Annotated in this window: 12 protein-coding genes; 5 read left to right on the forward strand and 7 right to left on the reverse strand. The window is 69.4% G+C overall.

What is annotated here, in order from left to right; genetic code table 11:
* Window positions 1-63: 63 nt before the first annotated feature.
* Window positions 64-642 carry a hypothetical protein gene (locus AB0F43_RS11900; protein ID WP_360474075.1) on the reverse strand — a complete coding sequence of 193 codons (579 nt, stop codon included), beginning with the start codon at window positions 640-642 and terminating at the stop codon, window positions 64-66.
* Between the two features lie 265 nt (window positions 643-907).
* Between AB0F43_RS11900 and AB0F43_RS11905 the strand changes: the two genes are divergently transcribed.
* From AB0F43_RS11905 to ispF, 3 genes are all read left to right on the forward strand, one after another.
* On the forward strand, window positions 908-1,393 hold the full coding sequence (locus tag AB0F43_RS11905; RefSeq protein ID WP_012918679.1) for a CarD family transcriptional regulator: 486 nt from the start codon (window positions 908-910) through the stop codon (window positions 1,391-1,393).
* 61 nt (window positions 1,394-1,454) lie between these two features.
* Window positions 1,455-2,150, forward strand: coding sequence for a 2-C-methyl-D-erythritol 4-phosphate cytidylyltransferase (gene ispD, locus AB0F43_RS11910; RefSeq protein WP_360474077.1), 696 nt, complete (start codon window positions 1,455-1,457; stop codon window positions 2,148-2,150).
* Window positions 2,147-2,617 (forward strand): 2-C-methyl-D-erythritol 2,4-cyclodiphosphate synthase, encoded by a 471-nt coding sequence (gene ispF, locus AB0F43_RS11915; protein ID WP_360474079.1) that lies wholly within the window; start codon window positions 2,147-2,149, stop codon window positions 2,615-2,617. Before ispD ends, ispF begins: the two co-directional genes overlap by 4 nt.
* Here ispF and AB0F43_RS11920 read toward each other — a convergent pair.
* The gene (locus AB0F43_RS11920) at window positions 2,611-3,588 is read right to left on the reverse strand and encodes a nitrilase family protein (RefSeq protein ID WP_360474081.1); all 978 of its coding nucleotides are present in this window, start codon (window positions 3,586-3,588) and stop codon (window positions 2,611-2,613) included. The two genes, ispF and AB0F43_RS11920, sit on opposite strands and share 7 nt — an antisense overlap.
* A gap of 70 nt (window positions 3,589-3,658) precedes the next feature.
* On the opposite strand from AB0F43_RS11920, the gene AB0F43_RS11925 reads away from it, so the two are divergent.
* Window positions 3,659-4,522, forward strand: coding sequence for a LysR substrate-binding domain-containing protein (locus AB0F43_RS11925; protein WP_360474083.1), 864 nt, complete (start codon window positions 3,659-3,661; stop codon window positions 4,520-4,522).
* Here the strand turns inward: AB0F43_RS11925 and AB0F43_RS11930 are convergent.
* From AB0F43_RS11930 to AB0F43_RS11940, 3 genes are all read right to left on the reverse strand, one after another.
* On the reverse strand, window positions 4,491-5,858 hold the full coding sequence (locus tag AB0F43_RS11930) for a M1 family metallopeptidase (RefSeq protein ID WP_360474085.1): 1,368 nt from the start codon (window positions 5,856-5,858) through the stop codon (window positions 4,491-4,493). The two genes, AB0F43_RS11925 and AB0F43_RS11930, sit on opposite strands and share 32 nt — an antisense overlap.
* A complete protein-coding gene (locus tag AB0F43_RS11935) occupies window positions 5,858-9,781 on the reverse strand; it encodes a Pls/PosA family non-ribosomal peptide synthetase (RefSeq protein ID WP_360474087.1) in 3,924 nt (1,307 codons plus the stop codon). The genes AB0F43_RS11930 and AB0F43_RS11935 overlap by 1 nt, the downstream gene beginning before the upstream one ends.
* A 115-nt stretch (window positions 9,782-9,896) precedes the next feature.
* Complete coding sequence (locus AB0F43_RS11940; protein WP_360474089.1) at window positions 9,897-11,069, reverse strand: neutral zinc metallopeptidase; 1,173 nt, start codon at window positions 11,067-11,069, stop codon at window positions 9,897-9,899.
* Between the two features lie 64 nt (window positions 11,070-11,133).
* Here AB0F43_RS11940 and AB0F43_RS11945 point away from each other — a divergent pair, with 64 nt between their 5' ends.
* Entirely contained in the window at window positions 11,134-12,834 is a 1,701-nt protein-coding gene (locus AB0F43_RS11945; RefSeq protein WP_360474091.1) for a DUF2207 domain-containing protein, read from the forward strand.
* 61 nt (window positions 12,835-12,895) lie between these two features.
* Here AB0F43_RS11945 and AB0F43_RS11950 read toward each other — a convergent pair whose 3' ends face one another.
* Window positions 12,896-13,966, reverse strand: coding sequence for a neutral zinc metallopeptidase (locus AB0F43_RS11950; RefSeq protein ID WP_360474093.1), 1,071 nt, complete (start codon window positions 13,964-13,966; stop codon window positions 12,896-12,898).
* A 1,058-nt stretch (window positions 13,967-15,024) separates the two neighbouring features.
* The gene (locus AB0F43_RS11955; protein WP_360474095.1) at window positions 15,025-16,101 is read right to left on the reverse strand and encodes a neutral zinc metallopeptidase; all 1,077 of its coding nucleotides are present in this window, start codon (window positions 16,099-16,101) and stop codon (window positions 15,025-15,027) included.
* Between the last annotated feature and the right edge of the window lie 187 nt (window positions 16,102-16,288).

Consider the following 16,288-nt stretch of genomic DNA (forward strand, 5'->3'; position numbering starts at 1 on the left):
GCCACAGGTCCCGCCGGTACGACGAACGGGCCGTCCCGCGCCGGGGCGGCCCGTTCGGCTGTCTCAGCCGTGCCCGCCACCCTCGTCGGGGCGCGGGGACGGGGAGTAGTGGTCCTCGGCCAGCACCGGGACGTAGGTGGTGATCGGTGCGGCCTGACCGAACGTGATCGTCACGTTGATCATCTGGCCCGGCTTGCCGCCGGTGACGGTGATCGGCTCACCGCTCGCCTCGCCGTTCTCACCCTCCGCGACCGGGGCCGGCGGAATCAGCGTCGACGTACCGGCCTTCAAGTCCAGCGGCTTGACGTTACCGAAGGTGACCTCGCTCGGCTGGTCACCCCCGGCCTGGCCGTCCGGGGTCCCGGCCGGGGCCTGCGCGATGCCGACCAGTTCGTCGTCGGACCCGCCGTTGTTGACGATGAGCGCGTGCAACTCGCCCTTGCCGTCCTCGGAGGCGAGCACCAGAACGTTGCGGACCGCGATCGAGCCGGAGTCGGCGTTGGTGCCTTCGGCGGCCTGGTACGGCTGCAGCGTCTGGGCGTTGAAGCTCGCGCCGCAGGCCGTCAGCGCGATACTCAAAGCGGCGGCGGCACCCGCCAGCGCGGTGCGCCGGACGGACCGCGAGGACATCGTGATCGGCACTGGAATCCCTCTCCTGCAAGCTGTTCGACGCCGTCAGGCAGCGGCCTCCGGCGCGTCACAGCGTAGCTCTCGTGCCCGTCGGGCTCGACGGCGGGATGGCGATCACGGGCTGTCCCAACGGTGTCCCGGGCAACCTTTCACGCGCGCACGAGGCACGGCCTCGAGCGTTTGTCAAGGCAGGAAATGGCCTCTGACCAGCGCAAACGTCCCCGGCCGGACCATCTGCCACGTGGTAGGATGGAGCTTGGAAAGGGGCACGTGACATATGACTTTCACAGTCGGCGAGACGGTTGTTTACCCCAATCACGGTGCGGCCGTCATCGAGGACATCGAGACCCGTCAGATCAAAGGTGAGGACAAGACCTATCTGGTCTTGAGGATCGTCGCTCAGAACGACCTGGTCGTCCGGGTCCCCGCGTGCAACCTCGATCTCGTCGGCGTGCGTGACGTCGTGGATCAGGCTGGCCTGGAGCGCGTCTTCGACGTGCTGCGCGCACCGCACACGGAGGAGCCGACCAACTGGTCGCGTCGGTACAAGGCGAACCTCGAGAAGTTGCACTCCGGAGACGTGATGAAGGTGGCAGAGGTCGTCCGCGACCTGTGGCGCCGTGAACGTGACCGCGGTCTGTCCGCCGGTGAGAAGCGGATGCTGGCGAAGGCTCGCCAGATTCTGGTCTCCGAGCTGGCCCTGGCCGAGCACACCAACGAGGACAAGGCGGAAGCCATCCTCGACGAGGTTCTCGCTTCCTGATCCACCCGATCAGACCCGAGTCGGAACACGTGATCCTGCCGTCCTGCGCGGACCGCTCCCGATGAGCACCGCGGCCATCATCCCGGCGGCCGGTCTCGGACTCCGGCTCGGTGGTGAGACCCCGAAAGCGTTTCGAGAGGTCGGTGGCGAATCGCTGCTGGTCCACGCCGTTCGTGGACTGCTGGCAGCGACCGCCGCCGACCTCAGCTGTTGTGTGGTGGTAGTCCCGGCCGGCACCGAGGACGCGGTCCGTACGGAGCTCGAGCCGTACGCCGGGGGCACCCGGCTGCTCGTTGTCCCGGGCGGCGCCGAGCGGGCCGACTCGGTCCGGGCCGGCCTGGAGCTGGTCCCGGTCGACGGGATCGACTGCATCCTCGTCCACGACGCGGCCCGCGCGTTCGTCCCGGCCGACGTCGTCGAACGGGTCGTCGCGGCGGTTCGTGGCGGTGCTGCGGCCGTTGTGCCGGCGGTGCCCGTGACGGACACGATCAAGCTGGTCTCCGCGACCGGTGAGGTCGTCGACACGCCCGACCGGTCGAGGCTGGTCGCCGTACAGACTCCACAGGGGTTCCACCCCGCCGTCCTGCGTCGTGCGCATGCGGCCGGTGCTGCCGGTGCGACGGATGACGCGATGCTGTGTGAGCGGCTCGGTGTGACCGTGGTGACGGTCGAGGGTTCCGAGGAAGCGTTCAAGGTGACGCGGCCGCGGGACCTGCTGCTGGCTGAGGCGTTGCTGGCGGACAGGAGACTGCCGTGAAGGTTCCCCGGGTCGGCACCGGCATCGACGTACATCCGCTGGAGGAGGGCCGCCCGATGTGGCTGGCCGGCCTGTTGTGGCCGGAGGAGACGTCGGGACCATCGGGCCACTCGGACGGTGACGTCGCGGCCCACGCCGTCTGCGACGCCCTGCTCAGCGCGGCACGATTGGGAGACCTGGGGTCCAACTTCGGTACGTCGGAGCCGGAGTGGGCGGGTGCGTCCGGGGCAGCCCTGCTGGCCGAGGCCGCGCGTCGGGTGCGGGCCGCCGGTTTCGAGATCGGGAACGTGTCGGTACAGATCATCTGCAACCGGCCCCGGTTCGCGGGTCGCCGCGAGGAGGCCGAAAAGGCCTTGAGCGCCGTCTGCGATGCGGAGGTCTCGGTGAGTGCCACCACGACCGACGGACTCGGCCTGACCGGCCGCGGCGAAGGCATCGCCGCGATCGCGACCGCGCTCATCTACTGAGGACCCGGCCTCGACAGGCTGACGGGATCCGTCGAGAACCGCGCGGCTCGCGGGTCGAGCTCGTCGCCGGTCCGTTCCGTGAGTACGCCGTACAACTCGGGACGTCGGCCCCGGAGCCAGCGGCGGCCGGTTGCCAGTGGCACCAGTTCCAGGTCGAGGTCGGCGACCACCACGGACTCGGCCGGTACCGGGGTCTCGGCAACGATTCGGCCGTAGGGGTCCAGGATCATTGCGTTGCCGGTGCGGACCTCGTCGTCGTCCCGTCCGACACCGTTGCTGAACAGGACGAACAGGCCGTTGTCGTGCGCCCGGGCCGGCAGCCAGCGCATCAGCCAGCCGCGGCCGTTGGGTCCGTTGAAGGCGGCCTCGATCGCCTCCCGGTCGCCGTTCTCCCAGACATCCAGCGGGATGGGCTTCATTCCGTGTGGGCTGCGGGAGTTCGTTCCACCGGTCTGGTGTGGCGCCAGCAGGACGGTTGCCCCGAGCAACGCGGTGATCTGGACGTTCTCGACCAGGTTGTTGTCCCAGCAGATCAGTACCCCGGCCCGGAACCCCCACGGCGTGTCGAACACCGTGTACGACGATCCGCTCGCGATCGCCTCGTGCTCGAACGCGTGCAGCTTGCAGTGCACGTGGATCTCGCCGGTCGGCAGGCAGACGGCGTACGAGTTGAAGAGCCTGCCATCGGCATCCTCGAGGAACCCGACAGCGATCCCGGCGTCGAGGTCCTTGGCCAGGGCAAGGACCTGGCCGACGAGCGGGCCGTCCACGGGCGAGGCCAGCTCGTGCAGCCGCTCGGCGGTGTGCCGGCGGAGGTGCCAGTAGCCGAGCAGGCACAGCTCCGGGAACACGACCAGCCGGGCGCCGTCCGCGACCGCCTGCCGGGCAAGTCGCTCGACGGTGGCGAGATTCGCCGACGGCTGGTCCGGGACCGCCTCGAACTGGACGACCGCGCTGCGGAAGAGATTCATACGTCCATCGAAACGCCGAACGTTCTATGACGTCCAATAGCTGTTTGATCAGATTCCATATCGTGGGGTTATGGATCTGCGATTGCTCCGGGCGTTCGTCACCGTCGCTCGGCTGCGCAACTTCGGGGCCGCGGCGGAAGAGTTGTCGACCAGCCAGCCGGCGCTGACCAAGCAGATCCAGGTGCTCGAGCGAAGGGTCGGCACGGTGCTGTTCAGCCGAGGCCGGCACGGTGCTCGCCTGACACCGGCCGGGGAGCTCCTGCTGCCGGACGCCGTGGAGTTGCTCGAGCGGTCCGAGGCCTTCGATCGGCGGGCGGCGCAGGTCGCGGCGGGGAGCGAAGGGTCTCTTGCGATCGGATTCGGGCTGTCCGGGATCGAGCTGGCACCACGGGCTGTCGCGCTGTTCCGCAGTCGTTGGCCAGGTGTCTCGGTGTCACTCGACGACATGTCGTCGGCAGTCCAGTGCGAGCGCCTGCTCGCGGGCAGCTTGCAGATCGGGTTCGTCCGCCTGCCCGTCCCGGCCGGTCTCGAACACCTACGGCTACGGCGGGACCGGCTGGCCCTCGCCGTACCGGACGGGCTGGCCCTTCCGCGAGACATCGGCGGCTGGCTCGACGGTCGCCCGCTCGTCCGTCTCACCCCGTCCCGTGGTCCCGGCCTCACCGCGCAGATCCAGGGCCTGTGCGCCGAGCTCGGTTGCCATCCGGGAGTCCTTCAGGACTCTGCCGACCTCCAGACTGTGCTGGCGTTGGTGGCCGCCGGTGCCGGCCCGGCCGTCGTACCGCAGTCTGCCGATCGCATCGCGCCGCCGGAGCTGCGCCTTGTGCCACTTCCCGGGCGGGCCGCCTCCTGGTGGATCGGCGCCGCCTGGGCCACCCGGACCCCGCTGACCGAACGCTTCGTCAAGGTCGCTGCCGAGGTCGCCCGCTCTTGAGCGCCGGCAGCTCCGTCGAGTCCAGCCACAGCGCGAAGAGGGCGCGTACGGCGTTCTCATCCGAGCTGAAGCTCACCGCCAGTGCGATGAACTCGGCTGTTGTCACCGAGCCGTGGCGGTACGTCTTGGTCCAGGTTCGCAGTAGCTCGAAGAACGCGTCGTCGCCGAGGTGCTGACGCAGTACGTGCAAGGTGATCGCGCCGCGCTTGTAGAGCCGGTCGTCGAACATCAGCTCCGGCCCCGGATCCGACAGCAGCAGATCCTGCGGCAAGCTCTTCAGGCGCGTGTGCGCCTTCGACACCTGCTGCGTCGCCGTCAGGCCGCCCGACGCCTCGGACCACAGCCACTCGGCATAGCAGGCGAATCCTTCGTTCAGCCAGATGTGCTGCCAGTTCGCCGGGGTCAGGCTGTTGCCGAACCACTGATGCGCCAACTCGTGGGCCACCAGCCGCTCGGATCCGCGCCGGCCGTCCAGATGGTTGCTGCCGAACACCGAGATCCCCTGCGCCTCCAGCGGAATCTCCAGCGGGTCGTCCGTCACCACGACCGTGTACGCACCGAAGGGATACGGCCCGAACAGCCGGCAGAACAGCTTCATCATGTCCTGCTGCCGGCCGAGATCCACCTTGGCGTCGCGGACCAGCGAAGCCGGTACCAGTGCCCGCGTCGTCACCGGTGACGAGGCCAGCTCGACCGCGTCGTACCGACCGATCTGGACTGTCGCCAAATATGTCGCCATCGGCGCGGCCTGGTCGTAGACCCAGGTGGTCCGGCTGGCCTTCACCCGCCGGGACACCAGCCGCCCGTTCGCGACCACCTGGTACGGCGAATCAGTGGTGACCGTGATCCGGTAGTGCGCCTTGTCGCCAGGCCGGTCGTTGCACGGGAACCATGTCGCCGCGCCACTCGGCTGGCTGGCGACGATCACACCCTCGGTCAACTCCTCCCAGCCCAGTTCGCCCCACGGACTGTCCTCAGGCTTGGGGTTGCCGCCGTACTGGATGTCGACGACGAACTCGGCGCCGTCGGTGATGTTCGCCGAGATGTGCAGCTTGCCGGAGCGCTGGGTGTAGCGCTGCGGACGCCGGCCATTCACCGAGACCTTCGACACGCGCAGGCCGGACAGGTCGAGGCTGATCCGGGACAGGGCCTGCGTGGCCACCGCGGTGATGGTCGCCTTGCCGGTCAGCCGGTTGCTGCTGACCCGGTAGTCCAGCTCCAGCTCGTAGGACTCGACGTGGTAGCCGCCGTTGCCGTGGGTGGGCACATAGGGGTCGCCGGCGGTCGACGCACCGGGCTGCCCGTTGCTCTGCTGCCCTTTGCCGGGGGCAACCATCAGCTCTGCCAGGGAGCGATCGGGTTCCCGGCCCAGCGCGTCCCGGCTGGTACACCTTCACCACGCATCACGAGAGACACCGGGCCGATGGTAGCCCCTGCTCCTACCTCGGCGGCCGGCAGGACGATGCCGTGCGGCCCGAGGGTCGCCCCCGGCCCGAAGGTGACTGTGCTCATGGACAGAACTCGATCGTGGAACAGGTGAGTTTGCAACACGCACCCGCGATTCACCGTGGCGCCGTCGCCGAGGGTGACCAGATCGGCCTCGGGCAACCAGTACGTCTCGCACCAGACGCCCTTGCCGATCTTCGCCCCGAGGGTCCGCAGCCAGAGCGCGAGGACCGGCGTACCGGCGGCGGCGTTGGCGAACCAGGGCGCGGCGACCAGCTCGACGAAACTGTCCACCACCTCGTTGCGCCAGACGAACGAGCTCCACAACGGGTACTCGACCGCGCGGGTCCTGCCCACGATCACCCACTTGGCCACCGTCGCCATCCCGCCCGCAACCGCGCCGGCAGCCAGGATCACCGCACCGGACAGCAACACCGTGAGCCACGGCCCGAGCCACACGTCGAGTGCCTGCAACGCGAACAGCACGCCGAGCGCGATGGCCACCGTGCACATCATCGGCACGAACCGGCACAGCTCGACCAGTGCCCGGGCCACCTTCAGCTTGAGCGGCGGGTGGAACGTCCGGCTCTGATCGCCCTCGACCGCCTGCCGCCGAAGCTTCACCGGTGGCGAACCGAGCCACGACGTACCGGCCTTGGACTTCTTCGGCGCTGCCGACAGGACCGCCACCAGGCCGTTCTTCGGCACCGACCGGCCGGGTGCGGTCATCCCGGAGTTGCCCAGGAACGCGCGCTTGCCGACCTTCGCGCCGGCCACGTGCAGCCAGCCGCCGCCCAGCTCGTACGACGCGATCATCGTGTCGTCGGCCAGGAACGCACCCTCGCCGACCGTCGTCATTTTCGGCAGCAACAGCACCGTCGACGCTTCGACATCCCGGCCGATCTTCGCACCGAGGGCTCGCAACCACCACGGTGTCAGCAGGCTCGCGTAGAGCGGGAAGAGCAGCGTGCGGGCCGAGTCCAGCAGTCGCTCGGTCGCCCACACCTGCCAGCCGATCCGGCTGCGCACCGGGTAATGGCCCGGCTTGATCCCGATGCCGAGCAGCCGTACGCCGACCAGCGTCAGCAGGGCCAACGTCGCAAAGCCGACCAGCGTCATCAGCGGCACGGCTATGAGCGCTTCGAGAGCCGCAGCTTGAAGCGTTGTTGTGCCTTGCAGCGCGTTGCCCAGTACGACGATCGCCGCCGCGGCCGCGGCCACGGGGATCAAGGACATCAGTGCGGACTGAGCGCCGTACGCGAGAACCCACCACGGCGCCCGGGCCGGACGGTGATCCGGCCACGGGTGCCTGGCGCGGCCGATGCGGGTCGCGGGGGAGCCGGACCAGCGCTCGTTCGCGGGCACCTTGCCGGACACCGCCGAGCCGGCGGCGATCTCTGCGTTCCGGCCGATCTCCGCACCGGGCAGCAGTGTGCTGCGCGAGCCGACGACCGCCTCGGCGCCGACGCTCACCGGACCGACGTGCAGCTGGTCTCCGTCGATCCAGTAGCCGGCCAGGTCGACCTCGGGTTCGATCGACGCGCCACGGCCCATCGTGAGCATGCCGGTCACCGGCGGAAGCGTGTGCAGGTCGACGCCGCGGCCGACCTTCGCGCCGAGAGCCCTTGCGTAGTAGGCGATCCAGGGTGCGCCGGCGAGGTTGGCCGCGCCGGCGGCGTCCGCGAGGTTCTCGGCCGCCCACAGGCGGACGTGGACGTTGCCGCCGCGGGGATAGGTGCCGGGTTGGAGGTTGTGGAGCAGGAGGCGCGCTCCGACGACGGCGATGCCCATCCGCCCGGCCGGGCTGATCAGGATCAGCCAGCCGGCCAGGATCCACCACCACGAGACGGTGCGAACCCAGGGGAGCGGGCCGGCGAACTCCGCGAGCAGGTTGTTCAGCGTGAACAGATAGACGAGCCACCTGGCCCCGACGACCGTCTGCAGGATGAGCGTCAGCGCGGTCTGCAGTAGTTGGGTGGCCTTGGGAGTGGGCCTGATCTCGCGGATCTCTTGTGGCTCTGTGACTGTCGTGCCGGCCTCGTCGAGTCGATCGGCGAGTGCGCCGAGTCTCGGGTACTCGTAGATGTCCGCGACCGTGACGTCGGGATAGCGCTCGCGCAGGGCCGACACGAGTTGGGCGGCGGCCAGGCTCCCGCCGCCGTGCAGGAAGAAGTCGTTGTCCAGGCCGGTGACCTTCGCTCCGAGCACCTTCGTCCAACGCTCGGCCAGCCATCCCGCCGTACCGTCGAGCTCGGCGGCGGGTCCGTCGGTGTCCATCCCTTCGAGTGGCCAGGGGAGCGCGTCGCGGTCCACCTTGCCCGAGGTCCTGGTGGGCAACGTGTCGACGATCGCCAGCAGCGGTACGAGGGCCGCGGGCAGGGCCTCTCTGAGGCGCTCGGTTGCCGCTTGCTGGTCGAACTGCGCTGCGTCTTCTGGTACGACGTACCCGACGAGCAACTGATTGCCCGCGGCGCTGACGCGGACCGCGGCGGCCGCTCCGGTCACAGTGGGCAACGCCTGCAGGGCGGCGTCGACCTCGCCGAGCTCGATCCGGCGACCGCCGAGCTTGATCTGCTCGTCGGCTCGCCCCTGGAAGATGAGGCCCTCGGGCTCGTAGCGGACCAGATCGCCGCTGCGGTACGCGCGTTCCCAGCCCAGGGCAGGCATCGGGGCGAACTTCTCCGCGTCCTTGGCCGGGTCCAGATAGCGGGCCAGCCCGACGCCGCCGATGATCAGCTCACCGATCTGGCCCTCGCCGACTTCGTTGCCTTCAGCATCGACTACGGCGAGGTCCCAGCCGTCCAGCGGGAGGCCGATCCGGACCGGTCCTTCACCGGTCAGCCGGGCGCCGCAGGCCACCACGGTCGCCTCGGTGGGTCCGTAGGTGTTCCAGACCTCGCGGCCGTCCGTCGCGAGCCGTTCCGCGAGCTCGGGCGGACAGGCCTCGCCGCCGAAGATCAGCAGCCGGACCTGGTCCAGCGCGTCCGACGGCCACAACGCCGCCAGCGTCGGAACAGTCGACACGATCGTGATGCCCTGCGCCACCAGCCAGGGGCCGAGATCCATACCGCTGCGGACAAGTGATCTCGGCGCCGGGACGAGACAGGCGCCGTGGCGCCACGCCAGCCACATTTCCTCACACGATGCGTCGAACGCCACCGAGAGACCGGCGAGGACGCGGTCGTCGGGCCCGATCGGCTCCTGCTGCAGGAACATCCGGGCCTCCGCATCCACGAAGGCGGCCGCCGATCGGTGCGTGACGGCGACACCCTTGGGTACGCCGGTCGAGCCCGAAGTGAAGATGATCCACGCGTCGTCGCCCGGCTCCGGACCGTCGGCTCGGGGCGGCGCCGTACTGGTGTCCATGCGGGCGGAGTACGGGTAATCGTAGTAGCCGTCGGCGTTGTCGTTGTCCGGCAGCGGGCCCAGGTGCGGACGCGTCGTGGTGAGCTCGAGGTCGTCGGTGACGACGGCGGCCACCGAGGCCTCGCCGAACACCAGCTCGGCCCGCTCCTCCGGATCGTCCGCATCCACCGGCACGTACGCCGCCCCGGCCTGCAACGTGCCGAGGATCGCGACGTACAAGTCGTTGTGCCCGGACGAGATCCGCACCCCGACCCGATCGCCCGGCCCGATCCCACCCTCGGTCAGCCGCGCCGCGAACTTCGTCGTCTGCTCGAGCAACTCCCGATAACTCAGACTCACGCTGCCGTCGTCCAACGCCGGCTCGTCCGCATACTTGGCCGCGGTCTCCCGCAACACCTCCACCAACGTCCGCGCGGGCGCCGCCCACTCCCCGCGTCGCAACGTCACGCCCGGATGATACGCCGCCCGGTTAACACCACCAGAACTCCGAACAACCCCCGAGACAACTCAGTGATCCGCCGCGTGGGACGGAAGTACTTCAGCCGACGTGCGTTCCCTCGGGTTACTGGACCAGGTCGGAGCGGGCGGCGTAGGTGTTGCAGGCTTTGTTTTCGCCGATGTTGAAGCCGTTCTGGATCCAGAAGCCTTGGCTGGTGGCCAGGCCGTGGGTTCGTTCCTCCGGTGGGGTGCTGGGAGATTCGCCGAAGCTGTTGCTGGACTGTTCCCGGAACTCTGACATGCGGTCGGTCAGCGGGTAGGTGCCGGCGACGGCCTTGCTGAAGACGCCGGCGAAGCAGGAGGCCTGGAGCTCGTTGCGGCGTGAGAAGTCGAGTTTCCTGTCCGGATGCTCCTGCAGGTACGCCGCTCGCGCGTAGAACAGCCCGGTGACACCCTGCACGTGATGGCCGTACTCGTGCGCGATCGTCATCAGGTACGCGAGGTCCTGCTGCGGTCCGAACGCCTTGTTCATCTGCTGTACGTCGGTGTACATGACCTGATTGCCGTAGCAGTAGAACGCCAGCACCCGCCCGGACAGCGGAGCGAACTGGCCGCACGGCGTAGTGACAGGCTTGTCGAACACGACCAGGCCCGGGTCGGGCTTGTCCTGGCCGAGGTCCTTGAAGATCGGCCGCCAGGCGTCGTTCAGGCAGGTGAACAGCTTCTCGTAGTACACCTTCTGCGCCGCGAGGCTGCCGTTGCCGAGGTTCGCGGCCTTGCAGTTCTGCTCCGGCAGCCCACCGGAGCGGTAGATGTCGGCATTGAGCAGGTAGTCCTCGGCCGAGCCCTCCTGCGGGTTGGTGGTCGCCGTCGGCACGATCGACGGGCCCGTCACCCCCGGCTGGGCGGTGGGGTCGGTGTCGCCGCCGGTCAGGATCACGCTGATCGCTGCCAGCGCCCCGCCGACGATGACGAGCATCGCGAAGCCGAACACAATGAGCCGGAGCGATCCACCCCGGCGCTTCGGTGGCTGGAAGCCGTTGAACTGACCCGGGCCGCCGTAGTACGGCTGAGCCCACTGCCCTGAGTACTGACCGGGCCCAGGCTGAAACTGCGGACCAGGCTGGAACTGACCGTCAGGCTGGAACTGAGGGCCGGGCTGGAACCGCGGATCGGCCTGGAACTGACCAGGCCCCTGTGGTGGCCAGGGCGCGGCCTGTGGTGGCGGCAGGACGCCAGGCGGCGGACCAGGGACCAGGCGCTGGTCTTGGGGACGGCCGCCGTACGGGCTGCTCACAGGTCGTGCCTCCTCGGTTCGGTCGGGTTCGCTGGACGAACCGGCACGAGACTACTCTCGACCCATGTCACTGAAGCGCCGCCTCCGTTCGGCTGCCCTGCTGATCTCCCTGACCGTCCCGTTCGTTGCCCTGGGCACGTTGCCGGCCCAGGCTGCCGCGGAACGCGCCACCGACGACCAGATCACGGCCTACGCCGCCGAGGCGACGCTGACCAAGGACGGCGCGCTGCAGGTCAAGGAGACGGTGGACCTGACCGCGGGTGGTACGACGTTCAGCCGGACGCTGGCCACGAAGGTCCGGGCCGACTCCGAGCGGGACCGAACGTACGACGTCCGCGACGTATCGGCGACCGTGAACGGCCAGCCGGCACAGGGGTTCCAGAACGAGAGCATCGACGACGGCCGCCGCCTCACCGTGAACGTGTCCGGCCAGTCGAAGATCGTCTACAGCTACACCGTGGACAACGTGGTGGCCGAGTCCACCGAGGGCCGCGAGGTGAGCTGGCCGATCGTGCAGGGCTTCAGTACGTCGGTGCCGAAGGCCACCGTGACCGTCGACGTCCCGTTCGCGACCTGGGTGACCTGTATCGCCGGCCGGGTCGGCTCGAGCATGCCGTGTACGTCGTCGCAGCTGGCCGAGTCGGCCGCTTTGCAGATCGATCAGAACGGCGTACCGGCGGGTGGCCGGCTGACCTTCCTGACCGGGCTGAGCGACCAGGCGACGGTCCAGCCGAACGCCGAGTTCACCACGCGCTGGTCCCTCGGCCGGGCGTTCACCGTCGACTCCAGCACGCTCGGACTCGCCGCGCTCGTGCTCGGCCTCGGGTTGCTGGGCGCCGCGGCACTGTGGTTCTTCCGCGGACGGGACGCGGCCAAGGTAGGTGGCGGTGCGCCGGAGCGGCCGGTGCTGGACAGTTCGGACGGGCCGCAGTTCGCCGCGCCGGACGGGATCCGGCCGGGGCAGGTCGGCACGGTGGTGGACGAGACCGCCGATGTTGTCGACATCACCGCCACGCTGCTGGACCTCGCTGTACGCAACTACCTCACCATCGTGGAGCTGCCGCGACAGAGCCAGTTCGGCAAGCTGGACTGGGAGCTGCACCGGCTGAACCCGGGCGGTCCCGAGCTGCTGCCGTACGAGAAGGCCCTGCTGGACGCGGTGTTCGCGGACGGCGACTCGGTGGTCGTCTCCACCCTCGGCCCGTCGTTGCGGCCGCGGCTCAACCTGGTGCGGGAGCAGCTGTACGCCGACGTCGTGACGCAGGGGTGGTTTGCCAACCGTCCAGACGCGGTCCGGAACCGCTGGACCACTGCGGGCGTGGTGCTACTGGGTGCGGGCGTCGTACTGACGATCGTGCTCGCGATCGTGAGCAAGTACGCCCTGGTGGGCTTCGCGGTCATGCTGGCCGGACTGGTGCTCGCACTCGTCGGTCAGGTCGCTCCGGCTCGCACTGCGCGTGGTGCCGCCGTGCTGGGACGCGTGGCCGGCCTGCAGCGGTACCTGCTCGACGAGACGTCTGCAGACCTGCCGCACAGCCACCGGCTCGAGTTCGCGTCGCGATGCCTCCCGTACGCCGCTGTGCTCGGGCTGACCGAGAAGTGGGCGCTGGAGATCGCCGCCACCGATGACGACGACGACCCGGATGCCGGCATCGGCTGGTACTCCGGACCGGAGAACTGGCACCTGTCCGACATCGGCGAATCGCTCAGCAACTTCGTGACGTCGTTCGGCGGCTCCCTCACCACGGCTCGCCGCCTCTTCTGAGCCCACAACGACAACAGCCCGGGCCCCCGATTCGGGGACCCGGGCTGTTGCGTCAGTACACCTAGGCCACGCGGGCCTCGTCGGCGATGAAGGTGTTGCAGGAGTTGGGCTGCTTGCTGTTGTACCCGGCGATGGACCACTGGTAGTTGCTCACCCGGTTGCCGTGGTCGTGCACGCGCGGCCGGGCGTAGTCGTCGCCGGTGTGGGCGATCAGGAACCGCCAGTTCGCCAGCAACGGATTGCGCATCGGGATGAACGCCGCGTTCGCGCCCAGGTAGGCCGCGCCGAGACAGGTCGCCTGCAGCTCACGGCGACGGCTCTCCAGCAGTTTCTGGTTCGGCGTCATCGACTGCTGCCGGGTCGCCGAGGCCATCAGGATGCCGCTCAGGTTCTGGACGTGGTGCCCGTACTCGTGCGCGAAGGTGTTCAGCATGACCGCGCGGGCGTAGGCCGGGTTCGACCGGTAGTACCGGTTGTCCACCGCGAACGGGAGGTAGATGGTCGCGTTCGCACCGCAGTACGACGCCCGCACGCTGCGCTGCATGCCACACGGTGACGACAGCTTGCCGGCGTACACGACGGCCTTCGGCGCCCGGAAGCCCAGTCCGGCCTTCTTCATCGCGAGTGACCAGGTGCGGTCCAGGCACGGCAGCAGGCGGTTGTAGTAGTTCTGCGTGGCGGCGAAGTTGATCGGCGCGAACGGCGGTTCGGGGCACTTCGAGGCCGCGATCGGGCCGACGGAGTACAGCTTGTTCGCGGTGAGGATCTCGTCGGTGGCCGGCGCGGCGGGGCTGGACGGTGTCGGGGACGACGGGCTCCCGGATGGGGATGGTGACTCCGACGTGGTCTCCGACGGTGCGACCGAGGGGCTGTTCGTCGTCTGCGGGGTGTCGTCACCGGTGTTGCGGACCAGCAGCGTGACGCCGGAGCCGACAACCAGTACGGCGAGCACGACGAGACCGATCAGCAGGCCGCGGGTGCGGGTCTTCTGCGGACGCCGGCGGCCGGGGCCTGGGGGCTGCGGGATCGGGATCGGCGGGTACTGCCAGGTCGGCGGCTGCTGGACCGGCTGTCCCATCGGGCCGACCTGGCCGCGCTGCGCCGCGTGCCTCGGGCCATTCTGCTGTTGCATGTTCGGCGGCAGTGCGTTGCTCCACGGCGACTGCTGCTGCGGGGGTGGCGCGGACTGTGGGGCCCACAAGTAAGACCCTTCCGAGTACGCCCCGCTCCCACCACCAGCCTGACCAGCCTGAGGACCAGTCGGTGAACCGGCCTGAGGACCTGCTTGTGGTCCACCGGTCTGGGGGCCTGGCCGCGGGCCGGCGCTCTGCGGACCTGTCTGTGGCCTCCCGGGTTGCGGAGCACCCGTCTGAGGAGCGCGGCCTGCCCCAGCGTTCGGCCCAGGACCCTGCTGAGGCCCGGCTCCACGCGCAGGTCCGCTCTGCGGCGGCTGCGGCGTGCTCCCGTACGACGGCGCCGACTGCCAAGAACTCCCCGGACCACGGCCACCCTGCCCACCACCGGTCGGCGCACCGCCGGACTGGCTCGGGCCGGACTGGCTGGGACGAGACGGCGCACCGCCGGATTGCGCACCGCCGGCCGGAGGGCCGGACTGCACACTGCCGGGCTGCGCATCGCCGGGCCGTGGAGGGCGGGACTGTTCCGGCTGGGTCTGCCAGGAGGGGCCCTGGTCGGGGTCCTCCGGGCGCCGGTTGGTCCAGCCTTCGCCGAACCACCTGTTCGCCGGCCGCTCACCCTGGTCCTCGTTCGGGTCCTGGAACTCGCGCTTGGCGTCCGTCTTCTCGCTCCACCACCTGGGCGACTGGCCCTCCCCGGCAGGCTGCTCCGGCGGACCGGCCGGCTGGTCGCCGTCAGCCGGCTCGCGCCGCCCCGGGGGTGGGTTCCAGTTGTCCGACATCGATACTCCTCACGACCTTGCTGGCTGTAGCCGTCACGTGGTGCGTCCGGCCCTGTTCGGGGTGCCGACGCCGCGCCAGGTCGTTCGCCCCCCGGGACAGACCGCTCGCCCCCCGGACATACTCTGCGTGATCCGGACGCCCCAGGCTAGCCAGCCCGGCCAGTCTCCGTCTGCAACCCGGCGCATCGTGATCGAGACCACTATGACGGTGTGAGCTGCCGCACCAGTTCCCGGCGTACGCCGGACGCCCGCGAGCGTCGCCGTACCGAGGTCTACTGCACCCTGGCTGAGGACGCCGCGAAGGTGTTGCAGGAGTTCGGGTTGCGGGTGTTGAAGCCCCGGGTCGCCCAGTACTGGTGGTTCCCTGCGTCGCCGTGGTCGTTGGCGTAGTCGGTCACGTGCCCGATCAGCCACCTCCACTGCCGCATCGACTCGCCACTGATCGGGTAGGTGCGTCTGTTCGCCCCGATGAAAATGTCGGCGAAGCACGACGCCTGCAGTTCGAGCCGGCGGCTGTGTTCCAGTTCCTTGGCCCGGGTCGGCGCCTCGTACCGGATCCGGTGGTTGGCCGCCAGGATCCCGGTCCGGCTCTGCACGTGGTGGCCGTACTCGTGCGCGAACTGGTGGAGCAACCACATCCGGGCCCACACCTTCTGGTGCGCCTGGGTGTAGCGGTTGTAGTTGCCGATGTCCTCGGTGAGGTTCATGTAGATGGTCTGGTTGCTGCCGCAGTAGAACGGCGGCCCGGAGTCGCTCCTGCTCCCGCACGGTGTGCTGACCCTGCCGCTGAAGATCCGCACGTTCGGTGGACGGAAGTTCGTGCCCGACTTGGCCACCAGGGCCGGCCAGGACCTGTTCAGGCAGGCGAGCAGGTTGGCGTAGTTCGCTCGCGCACCGGCCACGTTGGTCGGGCGGGAGCGGGACTCCTTGCAGCCCACTGACTTCATCGCCCCGGCCGTGTAGAGCTTGTTGCGCAGGACCAGGTCGCTGTCGCTCGGCCCCGGCTTCGGCTTCGGTGTGGAGGTCGTCCGCGGCGCGGTCGGTCTGGTCGCGGTCGGCCGCGTCGTGGTCTTCACCGGGCCGTTCGGCTTGATCGACGGTGTGTTGGAAGGTCCGTACGTCGGGGTGTAGCTGGAGGACGAGTACGACGGACGGGTGTACGAGTTGTCGTTGTCGCTCAAAGCGTTCGAGACACCGAAGAGGGCGACCGCACCGAGCACGACGACGCCGAGCACCACCAGCACTGCCTTGCCCCCGCCGCCCTTCTTCCGCGGCGGCTGCGGTCCACCAGGCGGAGCGCCCCAGCCGAACTGCGGCTGTCCTCCGTACGGCGGCCCTTGCGGAGGCATCCCCTGGTACGGCGCTGCCGGCGGCGGACCGACGTACTGCGGACCCGGCTGCCATGGCGGCGCACCGTAAGACGGTTGCGGCCCACCATGAGGCGGCTGCTGTGCACCATAGGGAGGCTGCTGATGCGGCCCGGGCGGCGGGCCCCACTGGTTGCCTGACACCCGTCAGAAGCTAGCGGAGCCAGGG

The sequence above is a fragment of the Kribbella sp. NPDC023972 genome (assembly GCF_040639075.1).
Taxonomy (GTDB): Bacteria; Actinomycetota; Actinomycetes; order Propionibacteriales; family Kribbellaceae; genus Kribbella.